Here is an 18619-nt window from a genome sequence, read left to right as displayed (position 1 = left end):
TTTGTTGGTCGGTGTCTTGTTTTGTTTTTTTGTTCGTGGGGGTGAGGCACGGTTCGGTAAGTGCTGTGCGGGCCGGTGGTCACAGGGGCCGGGGGCCCGCTCGCCTCCCCGTTCCCTCCCGTTCCCTCCCGTCCCCTCCTGTTCCCCTCCCGCTTCCCCTCCGTCGCCGCCGCCCGGCTTCCCCGTCCGAGCGCCCCTGCCGGCGTCCCCACACACCGCAATTCCTCCCCTCGGCCGATCATGGCAATCCTTGAGTGCTGTCACTCGTACGAGGGGCTTCTCCCGTTGACCAGCGGGTACACGGAAGCCTTATCCGGACATGCGTATGACGGGCCCCGTCCCCGGTGGGAGACAAGGCCCGTCACTCGCGCGCGTTGTGTCGCGCGGTGCGCACCCTCACCCGATCGGCGGAGGGCGGCCGTTCGAGGGGCCGGGCGGAACCGGCGGAACTCAGCCCACCGGCGTCGGCCGGGCGGCCCGGACGGCGCGGACCGAGGGCGTCTCGCGGGCGCAGGCGTACGCGAGCGGGCCGATCACTTCTGCGGCGTCCGGCAGCCAGCGGTTGAGCGCGGAGGGGGAGCGGGCCCACTGGGCGTACCCGAGGGAGCCGATCCGGGACGGCGGGGCGACCGTCCAGTCCCCCTCGCCCCGGGCGACCAGGTCCAGTCGGCCCGGCGGCCGGCCGAGCCGGCGGAGCATCTCCGGGAGCCTGGCCGCGGCCCCGGGCAGCACCAGGAAGTGCAGCCGCCGCCCGATCCGCCCGGACGCGGCGGGCTGGACCACCACCGGGCCGAGCTGGAGGTCCATCCGCTCCATCCGGGCGAGCGCCAGGCAGCCGGCCGTCTCCGGGACGTCCAGCACGTCGAACGAGCGCCCGGTGGGCAGCAGGATCGACGCCCGGGGCCGGTCGGTCCACCAGCTCCGCACCGCGCCGGGACCGGCGCTCGCCGTCCGCGCCCAGTCCGCGTCCAGCGGGTGGGCGCCCGGCAGTGTGCAGCGGCGGTCCCCGCAGGAGCAGCGGACACCGCCGCCGCCGTCGTCGATCAGCCAGGCGCCCGGGGCCACCTCCCAGTGGCGGTTCTCGGCGTAGCCGACGGCTTCGACGAGCAAGGGGGGTGGAGCGGCCTTCTCGTTCCGGTCCGAGGCGTCGGGGATGTCTTCCACGGGGTACTCAACTACCGTGTGTGAGGCTGGTTACGGCCCGATGGCGCCCGGTTGGGTGCATCCCGGCAATGTCACCCGTTCCGGTTAGTCGACCGAGTTGGTGGGGCCGAGGGCAGGCGCAGTGGGGGCGCACAGGAGCATTTCCCAGGGCGCAAGGGGGGTGCGGTTCGTCACCGTGGGTATCCCGCTGGCGTTGCTGATCGCTAACCTGGTGTCAGATTCCTTGGACGGTCGGACAGTCGGCAACAGATCAGCAGAATCGTCGCCCGCCGGCCGGGACCGGAGGGTGTGGGGAGGCGAAGCCCAATGGCCGCGAGACCACTCGTCGCACGACAGCCCAACGAGCGTCTGCAGCAACTGATCCAGGAGGCCAGCTGCTCCAACGCCGGCCTGGCCCGGAGGGTCAACCTCTGCGGTGCCGAGCACGGGCTGGACCTTCGGTACGACAAGACCTCCGTGGCCCGCTGGCTGCGCGGGCAGCAGCCGCGCGGGCAGGCGCCGGCCGTGATCGCCGAGGCCCTGGGCCGCAAGCTCGGGCGCAGCGTGTCGGTCGAGGAGATCGGCATGGCGGACGGCAAGAACCTGAGCTCCGGTATCGGGCTCCAGTTCGCGCCGACCATCGGTGCCGCCCTGGAGCAGGTCTGCGAACTGTGGCGCAGCGACGTCGGCCGGCGGGACTTCCTGACCGGCGCGACGGTCGCCGCCTCCGCGCTGGTGGAACCCAGCCGGGACTGGCTGATCACCCCGCCGGACCCGGTGGTGGCGCGGGCCGGCGGCCCCCGGGTCGGCCCGACCGACGTGGCCGCGATCAGGGCGACCACCACGATGCTGGTCGACCTGGACCACCGCTTCGGCAGCGGCCATGTGCGCCCGGTGGTGGTGCACTACCTCAACTCGGTGGTCTCCGGCCTGCTCGGCGGCGCCTACCGGGAGGAGACCGGTCGCCAACTCTTCGCCGCCGTGGCCCGGTTGACCGAACTGGCCGGCTACATGGCGGTGGACACCGGGCAGCCCGGCCTCGCCCAGCGCTACTACATCCAGGCGCTGCGACTGGCCCAGGCCGCCGACGACCGCGGCTACGGCGGCTACGTGCTGGCCGCCTCGATGAGCCACCTGGCGGCGACCCTCGGCAACCCGCGGGAGATCGCCCAACTCGCCCGCGCCGCCCAGGAGGGCGCCCGCTCGGTGGCCACCCCGACGGCGATGGCGATGTTCTACGCCGCCGAGGCCCGCGGTCACGCCCTGCTCGGCGACGCCCGCTCCTGCGAGACGGTGTCGGCCAGGGCCCTGGAGATGATGGAGCGCCGCCGCCCGGAGGACGACCCGGACTGGATCGCCCACTTCGACGACGCCTACCTCGCCGACGAGTTGGCCCACTGCCACCGGGACCTGGAGCAGGCCGGCCAGGCCGAGCACTACGCCCGCCGGGCGCTCGACCTGCACCCGCCGACCCGGGTCCGGCGCCGTGCGGTGGACCTCGTCCTGCTGGCCACCGCCCAGCTCCAGCAGCGGGACCTGGAACGCGCCTGCGAGACGGGCGCCCAGGCGGTCCGGTTGCTGAGCGGACTGCGGTCCAACCGGGGCGTGGAGTACCTGGACGAGTTCCGGCGCCGGCTGGAGCCGTACCGGGAGCAGCGCGTGGTCCGGGAGTTCCACGCCCGTGCGGACGCCGAGGCGGCCTAGCGGGTGCCGGGCCGGTCTCCGTGCCCCGGGCGCGGGCCCGCCTCCGTGCCTCGGGCCCGGGGGCGGCCCGGGCCCTGGGCGGTCGCGGATCGTCTGTGCAGGGAGCGTGACGGATGTCCCGCCCACGTGGTCACCCGGTGAGGCGAACCGGTAGCGTGGGCGCGACGTCCAAGGAACTGTGATGCTCCCAAGAACCGACGAGATGTGGTCCGCCGTCAGTGCGCGGTCCTGCACAGGTGAGGAATCGCGTTGAGTCAGCGCCGCTCGTACCCGAACTCCGGTGACTTCAACCTGGACGACCTGTTCCGCCCCGAGCCCGGTCAGCCGCAGGGGCAGCCGGGCCAGCCGCAGGCCCACTCGGCCGTGCCGCCGGTGGGACAGCCGTCCGGGCAGCCGGAGTACCTCGGCGAGGGCGCGCACGCGCTGCCGACCCAGGCGATGCCCGCGCAGCCGGTGCCGGGCCAGTCGATGCCCGGGCACTCGCTGCCGGGCCGGCCGATGCCGGGGCAGGGGGCCCCGTGGGGCGCGCCGCAGCCCGGGTACGGTGCCCCGCAGCCCGATCCGGCTCCGGAGACCCAGTACCTGCCGCCGTACCCCGCCGGCGACCCGCAGGCGGCCGGCTACCCGGCGGCGCAGGCCCAGCCCGGCTACCCGCAGCCGCAGCCCGCGCCGGGGTACCAGGCCTACCCGCCGGCCGCCCAGCCGCAGCCGGCCTACCCGGCCCAGGACCACCACCAGGGCTACGCCCCGGAGCAGGGGCAGGACTACGGCCAGGGGTACGGCCAGGGGCACGACGCGACCCGGGCGGGCGGCTCGGGACGCGGCGGACGTTCGTCCAACAAGCTGATCATCGGCGGCGTGGTGGCGGGCTGTGCGGCGGCCGGCATCCTGGTCGCCGTCCTGATGAGCGGCGGCGACGAGACCAAGGACGACAGGAAGACCACCCCGGCGGCCGCCACCGCCGGCGCCACCACCACCCCCGGGGCGCCGAGCGCGAGCGGCTCCGGCGCGGCCGTCGACCCGGAGGTCAAGGCCCAGGCGCAGCCGCTGTCGGACCTGCTGGGCACCGCGAGCGACAGCCGCAGCTCGGTGGTCTCCGCGGTCGCCTCGGTGCAGAAGTGCGACAAGCTGCCCGAGTCCCAGCAGGCGCTGACGGCCGCGGCCGGCAAGCGGCGCGAGCTCCAGAGCAAGCTCGGCCAGCTGAAGGCCGACAAGCTGCCCGGCGGTCAGCAGCTGGTCGACCAGCTCAACGCGGCCTGGACGGCCTCGGCCCAGGCAGACGACGAGTACGCGCTCTGGGCGCAGGACGCGCAGGGCTCCTGCGACGCGAAGAAGCAGGACAACCAGCACTACAAGAACGCCGTCCAGGCGAGCGGCACCGCGACCACCGCGAAGAAGCAGGCCGCCACGCTCTGGAACGCGATCGCCGCCCAGACCGGACTGCCCAACCGGAGCGACGGCGACCTCTGAGCGACGGCGGTCGACGAGGGACGGCGACGGCGGCTCCTGAACGACGCCGGCCCGTGAGCGACGGCGGCCGGTGAACGATGAGGGGGGACGGGCCGCAAAGGCCCGTCCCCCCTCTCTCGCCCCGGGCGGTCCGCGTCAGGCCGGCGGACGGCCCCCGGTGAGCGCCCAGCGGATGTCCACGAAGCCGGGCTGCTGCAGGGTCATCCGGCCGTTCTTGACCACCTGGTAGGTGACCCAGGTGTTCACCAGCCGCGGCGACCCGCCGCTGGGCAGCATGTTGGTGGTGCCCCAGTTGAGCGGCGGGGTGATCCCGACGTCGATGCCCTCCCCGCTGTCCAGCAGCGAGGAGACCGTCTTCGGGGTGACCGTCCGGCCGCCCTCCGCCAGCTTCTGCACCGCCGTCCGGAACACCTCGTACGCGACCCAGGTGGTCTGCACGCCCGGGTCGGAGACGTCGATGGGGTGCCCGCCGGTGGTGTCGGTGCGCACCACCGCGCGCAGCCCGTCCCAGATCTTCGCCGACTCCGGCGGGTACCAGCTGGTGACGTAGGCGCCGCCGAGCGGGCCGGAGTCGCCGCCGGTGGAGTCCACCACCGACTGCTGGACGCTGCCGATCACCGAGGCGATCCGGGTGTTCTTCGCGTTCAGCCGCCGGTAGGAGTCCAGCAGGTTGCCGGTCGGCTCGGCGGCCAGGGCGCTGGTGATGCAGGTGCCCGGCTCGTCCTTGCCGATCGCCTTGCGGATCACCGGGGTGTAGTCGGAGGACTGCTCGGGCGCCTTGACGTCCGTCAGCCTGATCCCGGCCGGCCGCAGGGCGGTGCCCAGGTAGCCGAGCAGGTTGTCGCCGGCCGGGGTGTCCGGGCGGACCAGGGAGACGGTCCGGCAGCCGGCGTCCACCAGCTGGCGGCCGTTGCCCGCGATCAGTGCCGGCATGCCGCCGTCCACCGGGTAGGACAGCGGGCTGGAGAACTCCGGCTGGGAGAGCCCGTAGCCGCCGATCAGCGGGATGCCGGCGCGCTCCAGCACCGGCATGAACGCCTCGCCCCACTGGCTGTAGGAGCCGATCACGGCGACCACCTTGGCGTCCACCGCCTGCTGGGCACAGGCGCGGGCACCGTCCGCGGTGTTGTGCTCGTTGCAGGTGATCACGCGCAGCCGGTGGCCGTTCACGCCGCCCTTGGCGTTGACGTCCTGGCCGATGGCGGAGGCGAGCGCCGTCATGCCCGGGCGGTCGGCGGAGCCCGTGCCGGCCGGGGCCCAGGTCATCACGGTCAGGTCGTCGCCGGTGGTCGAGGCATCGGCCGGTCCGCCGCACGCGGAGGCCGAGAAGAGGGTGGGGAGCAGGGCCGCGGCGGTGGCGGCGGCTGCGATCGGGCGGCGGCGGCGCCGCCCGATCGGGGGACGGGCCTGGAAGGAGTCCCTTCGGCTGGTCATCGCTTTTCCCTCTCTGGGGCGCACTCCGGCGCACCGGAGCAAGCCAAGCCCCGGCGTCACAAGCCGAGAGGGCAGAAATGCGAACGGATGGCGAACGGCCGCCGAAATCCGGAGTGGTACGCGTGTAGATCGCGAGTGGAGCACGAACAGACGGGGAACGTACGATCGTTCACCATGTCCGCCAGCACAGATTCTTCGTATCGGTCCGCCCGAAACCCTTCTCGTCCGGGCCACCGCTCCAGCACGATGGGCGGCATGCCGCTCAACGACCTGCCCTGGTGGCGCTGGCGAGCCCGACTGCGCTCGGCGCTGCACATGCTGTCCGACCCCGGTTTCCAGCAGGAGACCTGGCTGACCGGCCGGGAGGGGTACGGCGACGTGACCGACGCCGTCTACCGCCTCGTCGAGGACACCTGGCTGGACCGCTGGTCGGCCGAGAAGTACATCGGGACGATCCTCCGCGACTCCGCCGAGGCCGCGCTGGTGGACGTCGCGGTGCTGCGGGCCGTGCAGATGCTGCACGAGGTCGGTGCGGACGCGCCGGCCTCCGCCTACCTCGGCCACCCCGGCTGGCCGGAGACCGTCCGGGCCGCCCGCGAGGCGCACGTCGTGCTGGCCTCGGGCGACGGGGACGACCCGGACGCGTCGCCCAAGTCGCTGGACGTGCTGCGCATCCTCACCCAGCTCTGACCCGCCGGACCGCCGCCGTCCCGCAGTACGGGCAGCGGGGCGGCGGGTGTCCGGGATGTGACACGCTGGACCATCCACGCACGTCACGACCTCAGAACGGGAAACTCCCAGTGGAACAGCAGCCGGTCAGCGCCCAGTACGTCCTCACGCTGTCCTGCCCCGACAAGCAGGGCATCGTCCACGCTGTCTCCAGCTACCTCTTCATGACCGGCTGCAACATCATCGACAGCCAGCAGTTCGGGGACGGTGACAGCGGGCTCTTCTTCATGCGGGTGCACTTCTCCGCCCCCGAGCCGGTCACCGCCGACAAGCTGCGGGCCAGCTTCGCCGCGATCGGCGCCTCCTTCGGGATGGACTGGCAGATCCACCCGACCGAGCAGCGGATGCGGATCGTGCTCATGGTCAGCAAGTTCGGGCACTGCCTGAACGACCTGCTCTACCGCACCCGGATCGGCGCCCTGCCGGTGGAGATCGCCGCGGTCGTCTCCAACCACACCGACCTGCGGGACCTGACCGAGAGCTACGGCATCCCGTTCCACCACATCCCGGTCACCAAGGACACCAAGGCCGAGGCCGAGCAGCGGCTGCTCGACCTGGTCGCCGAGGAGAACGTCGAACTGGTCGTGCTGGCCCGCTACATGCAGGTGCTCTCCGACCGGCTGTGCACCGAGCTGTCCGGCCGGGTGATCAACATCCACCACTCCTTCCTGCCGAGCTTCAAGGGCGCCAAGCCGTACCACCAGGCGCACGCGCGCGGCGTGAAGCTGATCGGCGCCACCGCGCACTACGTCACCGCCGACCTGGACGAGGGCCCGATCATCGAGCAGGAGGTGGCCCGGGTCACCCACGACGTCAGCCCCGACCAGCTGGTCGCGCTCGGCCGGGACGTCGAGTGCCAGGCGCTGGCCCGCGCGGTGAAGTGGCACAGCGAGCACCGGGTGCTCCTGGACGGGACCCGTACGGTCGTCTTCGCGTGACCGCTCCGCGCGGGTCGTTTCGCGTGACCGCTCCGCGCAGGCGTTTCGCGTAGGCGTTCGCGCGGACGGCGGGCCGCTACGGCCGGGAGAGCAGCGGGAGCGCGTGGAGCACCTCGCGGACCGCGGCCCGGTCGCCGTGCTCGCCGACCGGCAGCCGGTCCGGGTCGCGGTGCGCGGCGGCCAGCTGGCACAGCTCCAGGCCGTCCAGCACCATCGACGCCACCGGCTCCCCGCCGGGCGGGCCGCCGCTGCCGACGGCGGCGCCGTCGCCGTCCAGGGCGATCAGCCACTCGCCGCCCGCCGGGCCGTCGACCATCAGCCGCACCCGCCGGGCCGTCCGGGCCCCGCCCTCCGGCGCACCCGGCGCCCCGGCGTGCTCGGGCCGGGCCGCGCGCAGCCCGGCCAGTGCCCGGGGGAGCAGCCGGACCACCAGCTCCACCATCTGCCGCAGGTGCTGCGGCGTCGGCGGGTCGTACGGGTAGGCGACCGCCCGGGCCACGTCCTCGCCGTGCACGAAGCACTCGAAGGCGCGGTCCACGAAGGCGTCGCGCAGCGGCAGCACCGCGAAGCCGTAGTCGACCGGGGTGTTGCCCTGCGGCACGAGCGCGGCGCTGCGCACCAGGTCGTGGGCCTGCCGCCGCCAGCGGGAGCGCACCGACTGCGGCGCCAGGCCGGCCTGGTCGGCGATCAGCCGGACGGTGCGCGCGGTGACCCCGGCGTACCGGCCGCCCTGCGGCGGGACGCGCGGCACGGACGGTCCGGCGGCCGGCTCCTGCGGGGGCACCCGCCGCCCGGCCGGTGCGGCGGGCGGGCCCGGAGCGGCCGGCACCGGGTCGGGCAGGCCGAGTGCCAGCGCCAGGAAGCCGTCCACCGCGGTCAGGTGGCCCAGCACCTCGGCCGGGCGCAGCCGCTCGGTACCGCCGTGCCACGGCAGTTCCGCCACCTCCTGCCACTCCTCCGGGCCGAGGTCGCGCAGCAGCGCGTCGAGCTTGGCGGTCTCCGCCGTGTACGGCATGCCCCAGGCGGGGACGGGCAGTTGGGCCGGCCGACGGGCCAGGCACCAGTCGAGCACCTGCTGGCGCAGCGAGCCGGGCTGGTCCAGCGGCTCGTCCAGCGAGAGCCAGCCGGCGGCCTCGCGCAGCCGGGCCGCCTCCTCGGCGCACTCCCGGCAGTCGCGCAGGTGCTGCTCCAACTCGGCGGCCTCGCGGGCCGGGCAGGCGCCGAGGGCCCACGCGCCGAGCATCGAGCGCAGGGCGTCGTGCCGCTCCTCAGTGCTGCTCACGTCTCCCCGTTCCCGTCCCCGATGCCGTCCCCGGTGCCGTCCTGGCGGGCGCGTTCGTCGGCCAGTTCGGTGGCCAGCAGCTCCAGACCGAGCCGCATCCGCTGCTTGGCGGCCTGCTCGCTGATGCCGAGCAGTCGGGCCGTCTCGCGGTAGGTGCGGCCGTCGTAGTAGGTCACCGCGATGGTCTCACGCAGGGGTTGGGGCAGGGAGTCGACCACGTACTGCATCCTCGCGGCGGTGGCCACGGCGCGGATCTCGGCCTCCGCGCCCGGTGCGAGTTCGGTGGCCCGCCGGGCCCGCAGCCGTTCGACCGCGCGGTGGTGGGTCAGCGCGCCGAGCCAGGAGCGCAGGGTGCCCCGGTCGGGGTCGAAGTCGTCGGGGTGCTCCCAGACGTGGGCGAAGACCTCCCGGGTGAGCTGGGTGGCGGCGGCCTGGTCGGCGAGTATCCGTCCGGCCAGGCCGTGCACCATCGGTGCGAGCTGGTCGTAGAGTTCGCCGAGCGCCGTCTCCTCGCCGCGGGCGAGGCGGCGCTGCAACTGCTCGTCCCAGCGCGGGGTCCGCTCCGGGGTGGCCATCGGGAACCACCCTCCTGACCGGGTTCGCTGGCTTACCCAACGGTATCTTGCGGCCGGGTGGCGCCGGGGGCGATTGCGGCAAGAACGGAACCGTTCCTGGCGGATCACCCCTCCTCATGGATGTGCCTCCCGGCCCGGATCCCTCGCCCGGATCCCCGGCCCGGATCCCTCCGGGTTCCTCGCCGGGGTCCCTCGCCCGGGCCGGGTCGTCCTCCCGCGGCCGGATCGTCGGACGGTACGACGGTCGGCCGGTGGGACCCGTCCGCCGATGCCACTGTTCGAGGGCCGTCGGACATATGTCGCACGGGTGGTTCGTGAGTGGCGGGCGGGGTGCGCGGGGCGCGCGGCGGTAGGTTCCCGACTGCGGGACCGGCGGGTCGGCCCGGGGTGGACGATCACCGGTACGAGCCTCGCGAGAGTGAGCGGGACAGTATGCACCGCGCTGTCGCCCGATCGCCGGAATATGCCCGAAGCGCTTGCTGCGGTCCGTCCCCCCGCCCATCCTGAGGCGTATTCGTGTCGCGGCCGGGTGCCCGACCGACGAGACGGCGCGGGCGAGTGGGCGCGGACGGACAGACCGGGCGGGCGCCCGGGCACGGCTCGGGTGGCGCCGGGCGACGTGCGGGGGCCCGCCGGCCGATCCGGCCCGATCGGGACTATGGCCGAACTGCGAATGCGGGTGGTGGAGCGGTGCAGGTTCTTCAGGTACAGCTGGCGGTGCAGGCTGACCCCGCCGAGGTCGGCCGGGCCCGCCGGTGGGTGCGCTCGCGGCTGCTGAACCACGGGGTGGACCCGGACGCGCCGATGGCCGAGACGGTGGTGCTGGTGGTCTCGGAGCTGGTGACCAACGCCGTGGTGCACACCGGCTGTCCGGCCGTGCTGAGGCTCTGTCTGCCGGTGGCCGACGGCCCGCAGGAGGGTGGACCGGCCGCCCCGCTGCGGGTGGAGGTCGCCGACGCGAGCCGGGCCGCACCGACGCCGCGGCACGCGGGCGCGGACGAGGACGCGACCAACGGGCGCGGTCTGGAGCTGGTCGAACTGCTCTGCGAGCGCTGGGGCTGGTACCCGGAGGACTCGGGCAAGCGGGTCTGGTGCGAGATCGGCAGCGACGCCCGTCCCGCGGATCCGCTGGCCGACGTGGACTGGGCGGCTTTGGCGCAATAGCGGCTTTCGCGGCGGCCGTCGGACCGTGCCGATCACGGTGCTGATCACCGGCCGAAAGGTGACGCAACCATTCCGAATTTCGGACTACCCATTGACGTGACGTATCCGACTGATCACGCTTGGGTGCGGCGCTCCGTCGCGAGGGGACGCCGAGGGGACGTCCGTCCACCGCCGCGGTGCCGCTGTCCAGGGGATTCGTGCCGGCAGGGCGGACCGCGGACGGCCGGTCACGGGCCGCTCCTCGGCGAGTGCGGAGGGCGTGGCGCGGAATCAGGGCTCGCGCGCCGGGGTTGGATGGCGGCCTGCCGTACCGTGCTCGGGGTGGGCGCGGCCTGCCGCCATCCGATCCGCCGCCGGCGCGCGACGGGATCCGGCCACCGGTCGGGCGGTCGCCGGGCCGTGCTCAGGAAGCGCGGCCTTCCGGGAGGGAGCGGAAGGTGCGCCGGTAGGCGCTCGGTGCGACGTCGAGCCGGCCGCGCAGCTGCAGTCGCAGCGAGGCGGCGGTGCCGAAGCCGGACTCCCGGGCGACCTGGTCGATCGTCAGATCGGTCCGTTCCAGCAACTGGCGGGCCCGCTCGGTGCGCTGGGTGGTGATCCACTGGCCGGGGCTGGCGCCGGTCTCCTCGCGGAAGCGCCGGGTGAAGGTCCGTACGCTCATCCCCGCCCGGTCGGCGAGCTGGCGCAGCGCCAGTGGCCGGTCCAGGTGCTCCAGCGCCCAGGCGCGCACCGCGGCGGTGCCGCTGCCGCCGGAGTCCACCGGGCTCGGGGCCTCCACGTACTGCTTCTGCCCGCCCTCGCGCCACGGCGGCACCAGGCAGTTGCGGGCCACCGCGTTGGCCACCGCGCTGCCGTGGTCGCGGCGCACCACGTGCAGGCACAGGTCCACCCCGGCGGCCACCCCGCCGGAGGTGAGGATGTCGCCGTCGTCGGTGTAGAGCACGTCGGGGTCCAGCCGCACCTTGGGGAACAGCCGGGCGAAGCGCTCGGTGTAGCGCCAGTGGGTGGTGGCCGGGCGGCCGTCCAGCAGGCCGGCGGCGGCCAGGATGAAGGAGCCGGTGCAGATCGACATCAGCCGGGTGCCGGGCCGGATCCGGGCCAGCGCGGCGGCAAGGGGCGGGGTGAAGCAGGCGTCGGCGACGGCCGGAGCGGAGTCGGCGGAGGCCGGGATCAGTACGGTGTCCGCCCGTTCCAGCAGTTCGGGTCCGTGGTCGACCATGACCCGGAAGTCGGCGCTGGTGGTGACCGGCCGTCCGTCCAGGGTGCAGGTGGCCACTTCGTACAGCGGCCGTCCGTCCGGGTCCTTGGCGCCGCCGAAGATGCGGGCGGGGATGCCGAGTTCGAAGGCGATCACGCCCTCCAGGGCGAGTACCGCGACCAGGTGTGCCATGCCGTCCCCTCGGGCGTCGGTGGGTCCGGGCCAGGGTACTGCGGGCCATGGCCCGAATCTTGCGAAAGCTGTCATTCAGGCCACTCGTCCGGTCCCGGGCGGCCCGGAACACTCGTTCGCGTGACCGAACGCAGCGCCCTCGCCCCCGCATCCCGCTCCGAACCGCCCGACCCGGCCAAGCGCCCCCGGGTGCACTACGCCTGGGTGGTGGCCGGCGTCTCCCTGCTCGTCCTGCTCGGCTCGGCCGGCTTCCGCTCCACGCCGAGCCTGATGATGGACGCCCTGCACAACGAGTTCGGCTGGTCGCTCGGGACGATCTCCAGCGCCACCTCCGTCAACCTGACGCTCTACGGCCTCACCGCCCCCTTCGCCGCCGCCCTGATGGACCGGTTCGGGGTGCGCCTGGTGGTGGTCTGCGCGCTGCTCACCATCTCGGTCGGCTCCGGGCTGACCATGCTGATGCGCGAGCCCTGGCAACTGGTGCTCTGTTGGGGCGTGCTGGTCGGCCTCGGCAGCGGCTCGATGGCCGGAGCCTTCGCCACCACCATCACCGGGCGCTGGTTCCGGGCCCGCCAGGGCCTGGTCACCGGGGTGCTGACGGCCGCCGGAGCGGCGGGGAACCTGGTCTTCCTGCCGATCGGCGCCTGGCTGGTCGAGCAGCACGGCTGGCGTTCGGCCGTGGTCGTGGTCTCGCTCGCCGCCAGCGCCGTCGCCGTCCCGGTGCTGCTGCTGATGCGCGAGCGCCCCGCCGACCTCGGCCTGCTCCCGTACGGTGCGACCGAGGCCCCGGCCGCGACGGTCACCGACGGCCGAGCCCTGGCCCGCTCGCTGCGGGTGCTGCGGAACGCCGCGCGCGTCCGGGCGTTCTGGCTGCTGGCCGGCTCCTTCGCGATCTGCGGCGCCACCACCGCCGGCCTGGTCGGCACCCACTTCATCCCGGCCGCGCACGACCACGGCATGCCGGTCACCACCGCCGCGAGCCTGCTCGCGCTGATCGGCGTGTTCGACGTGCTCGGCACCGTCTTCAGCGGCTGGCTCACCGACCGGGTCGACTCCCGGGTGCTGCTGACGGTCTACTACGGGCTGCGCGGCCTGTCCCTGCTCCTGCTGCCGCAACTGCTGGCCGGATCGCTCCAGCCGCCGATCCTCGCCTTCGTGATCTTCTACGGCCTGGACTGGGTGGCCACCGTGCCGCCGACCGTCGCGCTGTGCCGCCGGCACTTCGGCGAGGACGCCCCGATCGTCTTCGGCTGGGTGCTCGCCGCCCACCAGATCGGCGCGGCCGTCGTCGCCGGACTGGCCGGCCTGGCCCGTGACGCCCTCGGCAACTACGACCTCACCTGGTACGGCGCCGGCGCGCTGTGCGCGGTCGCGGTCGGGCTCTGCCTGGCGCTGCGCGGGGGGCGGGCCGACCGGGCGGTGCCGGCCCTCCCGTGACGGGCGGTCCGCGCGCCCGGGGGCGGCGCCGGCCCTCCCGGTAGGACCGTCGTACCGGAGGTCTAGGCTCCGCTCCATGGCGCTCACCTTCACCCTGGACCCCGAGCTCGACCCCGATCTGAGGACGGCCGTCGTCCGGCTGTGGGCCGACGTCACCAACGCCGGCGGGGCGGTCGGCTTCGTGGCGCCGGTCACCGAGGAGGAGGTCCGGGACACCGCCGAGCGCCAGTTCGCCGGGGTCGGACCGGACGGCCCGGACCGGTTGCTCGTCGCGCACGAGAGCGCGACGGGCCGACTGGTCGGCGTGCTGTTCTTCGAGTCGATGCGCTTCGACCTCATGGAGCACTGGCGGATGCTCAAGCGGGTCATGGTGCACCCCGACTTCCAGGGCCTGGGCCACGGCGCCCGACTGCTCGCCGAGGCCGAGCGGACGGCCCGGGAGTGGGGCCTGGAGTCGCTGCGGCTCACCGCGCGCGGCGGCCTCGGGCTGGAGCGGTTCTACGCCCGCAGCGGCTACCGGGAGGTCGGCCGGGTGCCGGCCGCGATCCGGGTCGCCCCCGGGGACGACCGGGACGACATCACCCTCTGGCTCGACCTGCGCTGACGACCGCCCGCCGGGCCGCGGGCCGGATCGGGTGCCCCGTGCCCCGCTCCGGCCGTCAGGCATGCTTGACTGGAGAACCCGCCCCAGCGCAACGAAGAAGGACGTGTCGAGTGACCAGCAACGGCCCGGAGAAGTCGCACGCCACGCTCCGCTACACCTCGCTGCGGGTCAGCATCTTCCTCGGCTGCCTGCTGGTGGCCCTGCTGCTCGGGCACTTCGGCGTCATCCCGGTCAGCGGTGAGGCCGGCATGATCTTCCTGTTCCTGCTGGCCGCGGTCGCCTCCGCGCCGCTCAGCTACGCGCTGCTGAGCAGGCAGCGCGACGAGATGTCCGCGCAGATCAGCGGCAAGGTCTCCGGGATGCGCAGCCGTACCGCCGACCGGATCGCCGCGCAGAACGCCGAGGAGGACGCCGCCGACGACGCCGCCCGCTCGGCCACCGCCGGCCAGAACTGACCCGGGCCCGGCCCCGGAGCGCAGCCGCCGTGCCCGCCACCCGAGACTCCGAGCCGTCCGAGCCGTCCGCCGGGCAACCGTCCTCCGAGGGGGCGCTCGGCACCTGGCCGGCCCCCGTCCGCCGCCCCACCGGGCGGGACGTGGCGCGGCTCGCCGGGGTCTCCCAGGCCACCGTCTCCCTGGTCTTCTCCGGCGCCGAGGCCGGCCGGCGGGTCTCCGAGGCCACCCGGGAGCGGGTCCGGGAGGCCGCCCGCAGCCTCGGCTACCGCCCGCAGGCGGCCGGGCGGCAGCTGCGGCTCGGCCGCAGCGGGATGATCCTGCTGGCCGTGCCGAACCTCCAGGGTCCGTTCTTCGGCCGGGTGCTGGAGGGCGTCCACGAGGAGGCCGGCCGCAACGGCCTGGCCGTCGTGGTCAGCTCCGGCTGGGGCAGCGCCACCCTGGCCGAGGCCGCCACCGCCGGCCGCTTCGACGGCCTGCTGATCTGCTCCCCGGACGACAGCCAGCTCGGTGAGCTGCCCGTCGACACCCCCGCCGTCTTCCTGGACGCCGACCCCGGCACCGACCGGGCGCGTCCGACCGTCGAGCTCGACGTGGCTGGCGGGATGCGTGCCGCGGTCGAGCACCTGGCCGCGCTCGGCCACCGCCGGATCGGCCGGCTGCGCTCCAGCCACTCCGCCTACACGTTCCGGGTCCGGCAGGCCGCCTTCGAGCAGGCCGTCCGTGAACTCGACCTGGACGTCGTGGAGTTGGGTGTGAGTCTGAACGACGGCCACCGGGCCGCGCGGACCGTCGCGGGCCGGCTGCTGGAGCGGACGGACCGGCCGCGGGCGGTGATCTGCGACGACGACGTGGTCGCCTCCGGGGTCTACCAGGCCGCCGCCGAACGGGGGCTGCGGGTGCCGGAGGACCTGTCGGTGGTCGGCATGGACAACGTCGCGGTGGCCGCGCTGCTCGCCCCGCCGCTGACCACCGTCGACCTGCCGGGCGAGGAGCTGGGCCGGGCGGGCGCGGCCGCGCTGGCGGCCCTGCTGCGCGGGGAGCGGGTGGCGCCGGTCGCGCCGCTGGCCACCTCGCTGGTGCTGCGCTCCTCCACGGCGCCGGCCGGTACGGCCCCGACCTGGCGGTGACGGACCGTCACCGGTGACAGGACTGCGCCCGTCGGCCAGACCACCGGCGGGCGCAGTCGTTCGTGGGGGTGGGTCAGCCCACCGGGACGGGCCGGGCGGCCGGGGCGAGCGGCACCGGGTGGAACCAGCGCCGGGCGCCGAACAGCACCAGCCCGCCGAGTGCGATCCCGCCCACCGCGCACAGCGCCACCGGGCGCAGCGAGTCCTCGGCGAGCTTGCCGGAGACGGCGTAGCCGAGCGAGTTGCCGGTGGCGAACAGCGTCACCAGCCAGGCGAAGGCCTCGGTGACGGTGCCGGTCGGCGCCAGTTCGGCGACCAGGACGAACGCCGCCGCCAGCAGCGGGGCCAGCATGACCCCGGAGAGGAAGGCCAGCGCGGCCATCGGGTACGGCCCGGGCAGGGTGACCAGCGGCAGGTAGGAGGCGGCCATCGCGAGGGCCATCACCCAGGTGCGGGTGGCCGTGGTCCGGCGCCAGGTGACCGCGCCGTAGGCGAGCGCGCCGAGCAGGCCGCCGAGCGCCGCCAGCGCCAGCAGGGTGCCTCCGCCGCCGGGCAGCGTACCGACGTGCTGTTCGGCGTAGGCGATGAACAGCACGTTCTGCGCGCCGACCGCCCAGCCGGCCCCGGCCAGTCCGACCAGCAGCAGCACCAGTCCGGGGGAGCGCAGCGGCCCGAGCAGTCCGGCGGATCGTTCCTGCGCCGGGGCGCGCCAGGCCCGGGCGGGCCCGGCGGTGGCGACGATCAGCGCGCCGGCCAGTCCGAGCCCGGCGGCCACCCAGAGTGCGGCGACCGGGCTGAACAGCCCGGAGATGGTGGCGACGGCCAGCGGGCCGGCCACGTAGAGGATCTGCTGGGCGGCCGAGTCGAAGGCGTACGCGGTGTCGAGCTGCTTCTCCTCGACCACGTCCGGCCAGAGCGAGCGCAGGCAGGGCTCCAGCGGGGGCATGGCGAGGCCGGCGATCGCGGCCCCGATCGGCGCACCGAGCGCGGAGCCGGGGGCGAGGGCGAGCAGCGCGTACCCGCCGCCGGCCACCACGGCGGAGGCGAGCAGGACGCGCGGCTGTCCGGTGCGGTCCACGATCCGGCCGAGCACCGGGCCGCCGACGGCGGCGGCGATCGCGTAGGCGGAGGTGGCCAGTCCGACCCGGCCGTACGTCACCCCGGCGTCGCGCAGGGCGAGGGCGATGACGAGGGCGGTCATGCCGGCGGGCAGGCGGCCGAGCAGGGTGCCGAGCAGCAGACGGGTGACGTGCGGGGCACGGAGCAGGGCGAGGTAGCCCATCGGCCGTCCTCTCCGGGTGGGCAGGCAGGGGCAGGGACGTCGTCAAAGTTATACGTATAACTGCTCAGCGGTCAATCGGGCCGCCGAGTAGGCCTGATGGGGCGTCAGCTTCGTTCGTGTCCGGAGTTCGGGCCGGTGGCGGGCCTCGGGCGGCGTGCGCGCTGCGTGACCTCAAACAAGTACTTTGAACATCTCAAACCTTTACTGCTAACGTATCGGCCATGACAGCCTCAGACGCACTGCGGATGCACGGCCCGGGCCCCCTGCCCGGCGCCGCCCGCCCGTGTGCTCTGACCGGTGCTGTGGACAGCCCGCGCCGTTGTCGCGCCATGCGCTGTGCTGCCCTGAGCTGTACCGCGGCGGCACGCCCCTGACCGGGGGCCCGACCCCTCCCGTCCGGCCCCGCGCCGTGCCGCCCGCTCCGCCCCCACCTCACCGTCAGCAACGCCCTCCCCCGGAGACGCTCCCCCATGTCCACAGCGCCCGAGGCGACCTCGTCGCCGTCCGTGCTCGCCCGCATCCGCAAGACGCCCTTCTGGGTGCAGATCGTCGCCGGCCTCGTGCTCGGCGTCGGCCTCGGCTACCTGGCCCGCGCCGCCGACATCTCCTGGCTGGCCACCACCCTGGAGACCATCGGCAAGATCTTCGTCCAGCTGCTCAAGCTGGCCGTCCCGCCGCTGGTGTTCACCGCGATCGTGGTGAGCGTCGCCAACCTGCGCAACGTCACCAACGCGGCCCGCCTGGCCACCCGCACGCTGCTCTGGTTCATGATCACCTCGCTGATCTCGGTCGGCATCGGCATCGGCCTGGGTCTGCTGACCAACCCGGGCGAGGGCACCAACCTGAAGACCGAGGGCCTCAAGGCGCTCGACTCCAAGGGCACCTGGATCGACTTCCTGACCGGGATCTTCCCGACCAACATCGTCGACTCCTTCACCAAGGTGAACGTGCTCCAGATCGTCTTCCTGGCGGTCGTGGTCGGCGCGGCGATCCTCAAGCTCGGCGCCAAGGCCGAGCCGGTCCTCAAGCTCAGCGAGTCCGTGCTGGAGCTGACCCAGACCGCGCTCTGGTGGGTCATCCGGCTCTCCCCGCTCGGCACCCTCGGCCTGATCGGCAAGTCCGTCGCCAAGTATGGCTGGGACCTGCTGAAGCCCTTCGCCACGCTGACCCTGGACATCTACCTCGGCTGCGCGCTGGTGCTGTTCGTCGTCTACTCGCTGGTGCTGCGCTTCGCCGCCGGGCTCAACCCGCTGCACTTCTTCAAGGGCGCCTGGCCCGCGATCCAGCTGGCCTTCGTCTCCCGCTCCTCGGTCGGCACCCTGCCGGTCACCCGCCGCGTCACCGAGCGCCTCGGCGTCCCGAGCGAGTACGCGTCCTTCTCCGTGCCGTTCGGCGCCACCACCAAGATGGACGGCTGCGCCTCGATCTACCCGGCCGTCGCCGCGATCTTCGTCGCCCAGGTCTTCAACATCGAGCTGGGCATCAAGGACTACATCCTGATCGCCTTCGTCTCGGTGGTCGGCTCGGCCGCCACCGCGGGCCTCACCGGCGCGATCATCATGCTGACGCTGACCCTGTCCACGCTGGGCCTGCCGCTGGAGGGCGTCGGCCTGCTGCTCGCCATCGACCCGATCCTGGACATGATGCGCACCGCGACCAACGTCGCCGGCCAGGTCGTCGTGCCGATCGTGGTCGCCGCCCGGGAGAAGATCCTGGACGTCGCCGCGTACAACAACCCGTCCGGGGACCTGTACGACGAGGCCCCGGAGCCGGCCGTCGCCGCAGGCCAGGGCGGCGCGGCCCCGGTCGCGGCCTGAGGCGGAACGTCCGGTCGAACGCCAGAGGGGACGTTCGACCGGCATGACGGAAAGGGCCCTCTCCCGGTGAC

Annotated in this window: 16 protein-coding genes; 10 read left to right on the top strand and 6 right to left on the bottom strand. The window is 74.0% G+C overall.

The annotated features are described in order from the left end of the window. Nucleotides 1-450 precede the first annotated feature (450 nt). Entirely contained in the window at nt 451-1164 is a 714-nt protein-coding gene (locus ACWGKU_RS18915; protein ID WP_401054684.1) for a bifunctional DNA primase/polymerase, read from the bottom strand. A gap of 306 nt (nt 1165-1470) precedes the next feature. Between ACWGKU_RS18915 and ACWGKU_RS18910 the strand changes: the two genes are divergently transcribed. Further along, entirely contained in the window at nt 1471-2847 is a 1377-nt protein-coding gene (locus tag ACWGKU_RS18910; RefSeq protein ID WP_359902173.1) for a tetratricopeptide repeat protein, read from the top strand. Nucleotides 2848-3096: 249 nt separating this feature from the next. Beyond that, the gene (locus ACWGKU_RS18905) at nt 3097-4317 is read left to right on the top strand and encodes a hypothetical protein (RefSeq protein ID WP_452179023.1); all 1221 of its coding nucleotides are present in this window, start codon (nt 3097-3099) and stop codon (nt 4315-4317) included. A gap of 135 nt (nt 4318-4452) precedes the next feature. On the opposite strand, the gene ACWGKU_RS18900 is transcribed toward ACWGKU_RS18905, so the two are convergent. Next, nucleotides 4453-5751, bottom strand: a complete 1299-nt coding sequence (locus ACWGKU_RS18900) for an ABC transporter substrate-binding protein (RefSeq protein WP_452179022.1) — start codon at nt 5749-5751, stop codon at nt 4453-4455. A 255-nt stretch (nt 5752-6006) separates the two neighbouring features. On the opposite strand from ACWGKU_RS18900, the gene ACWGKU_RS18895 reads away from it, so the two are divergent. After that, nucleotides 6007-6441 carry an SCO4402 family protein gene (locus ACWGKU_RS18895; protein WP_452179021.1) on the top strand — a complete coding sequence of 145 codons (435 nt, stop codon included), beginning with the start codon at nt 6007-6009 and terminating at the stop codon, nt 6439-6441. A gap of 110 nt (nt 6442-6551) precedes the next feature. Further along, nucleotides 6552-7418, top strand: coding sequence for a formyltetrahydrofolate deformylase (gene purU / locus ACWGKU_RS18890; protein WP_359902185.1), 867 nt, complete (start codon nt 6552-6554; stop codon nt 7416-7418). Between the two features lie 76 nt (nt 7419-7494). Here purU and ACWGKU_RS18885 read toward each other — a convergent pair whose 3' ends face one another. Continuing rightward, on the bottom strand, nt 7495-8700 hold the full coding sequence (locus tag ACWGKU_RS18885; protein WP_401052867.1) for a zf-HC2 domain-containing protein: 1206 nt from the start codon (nt 8698-8700) through the stop codon (nt 7495-7497). Beyond that, nucleotides 8697-9275 (bottom strand): sigma-70 family RNA polymerase sigma factor, encoded by a 579-nt coding sequence (locus ACWGKU_RS18880; RefSeq protein ID WP_401052870.1) that lies wholly within the window; start codon nt 9273-9275, stop codon nt 8697-8699. Before ACWGKU_RS18880 ends, ACWGKU_RS18885 begins: the two co-directional genes overlap by 4 nt. Before the next feature lie 690 nt (nt 9276-9965). Here ACWGKU_RS18880 and ACWGKU_RS18875 point away from each other — a divergent pair. Then, on the top strand, nt 9966-10439 hold the full coding sequence (locus ACWGKU_RS18875; protein ID WP_359902194.1) for an ATP-binding protein: 474 nt from the start codon (nt 9966-9968) through the stop codon (nt 10437-10439). A gap of 403 nt (nt 10440-10842) precedes the next feature. Here ACWGKU_RS18875 and ACWGKU_RS18870 read toward each other — a convergent pair whose 3' ends face one another. Further along, nucleotides 10843-11826, bottom strand: coding sequence for a GlxA family transcriptional regulator (locus ACWGKU_RS18870; RefSeq protein ID WP_401049420.1), 984 nt, complete (start codon nt 11824-11826; stop codon nt 10843-10845). A 120-nt stretch (nt 11827-11946) separates the two neighbouring features. Between ACWGKU_RS18870 and ACWGKU_RS18865 the strand changes: the two genes are divergently transcribed. The 4 genes from ACWGKU_RS18865 (at nt 11947) to ACWGKU_RS18850 (ending at nt 15449) form a co-directional block, all read left to right on the top strand. After that, the gene (locus ACWGKU_RS18865) at nt 11947-13263 is read left to right on the top strand and encodes an MFS transporter (protein WP_380538402.1); all 1317 of its coding nucleotides are present in this window, start codon (nt 11947-11949) and stop codon (nt 13261-13263) included. Nucleotides 13264-13339: 76 nt separating this feature from the next. After that, nucleotides 13340-13867: an N-acetyltransferase family protein gene (locus ACWGKU_RS18860; RefSeq protein WP_452179020.1), complete on the top strand. Its 528-nt coding sequence runs from the start codon at nt 13340-13342 to the stop codon at nt 13865-13867. A gap of 110 nt (nt 13868-13977) precedes the next feature. Continuing rightward, nucleotides 13978-14322 (top strand): DUF4229 domain-containing protein, encoded by a 345-nt coding sequence (locus ACWGKU_RS18855; protein WP_401049423.1) that lies wholly within the window; start codon nt 13978-13980, stop codon nt 14320-14322. A 29-nt stretch (nt 14323-14351) separates the two neighbouring features. Next, the gene (locus ACWGKU_RS18850; RefSeq protein WP_452179019.1) at nt 14352-15449 is read left to right on the top strand and encodes a LacI family DNA-binding transcriptional regulator; all 1098 of its coding nucleotides are present in this window, start codon (nt 14352-14354) and stop codon (nt 15447-15449) included. 73 nt (nt 15450-15522) lie between these two features. Here ACWGKU_RS18850 and ACWGKU_RS18845 read toward each other — a convergent pair whose 3' ends face one another. Beyond that, nucleotides 15523-16731: an MFS transporter gene (locus tag ACWGKU_RS18845; RefSeq protein ID WP_401049426.1), complete on the bottom strand. Its 1209-nt coding sequence runs from the start codon at nt 16729-16731 to the stop codon at nt 15523-15525. A gap of 470 nt (nt 16732-17201) precedes the next feature. Between ACWGKU_RS18845 and ACWGKU_RS18840 the strand changes: the two genes are divergently transcribed. Beyond that, a complete protein-coding gene (locus tag ACWGKU_RS18840) occupies nt 17202-18548 on the top strand; it encodes a dicarboxylate/amino acid:cation symporter (protein ID WP_452179018.1) in 1347 nt (448 codons plus the stop codon). Nucleotides 18549-18619 lie beyond the last annotated feature (71 nt).

It is taken from the genome of Kitasatospora sp. NPDC054768, from assembly GCF_053612025.1.
This window is presented reverse-complemented; position numbering and strand designations above follow the sequence as displayed.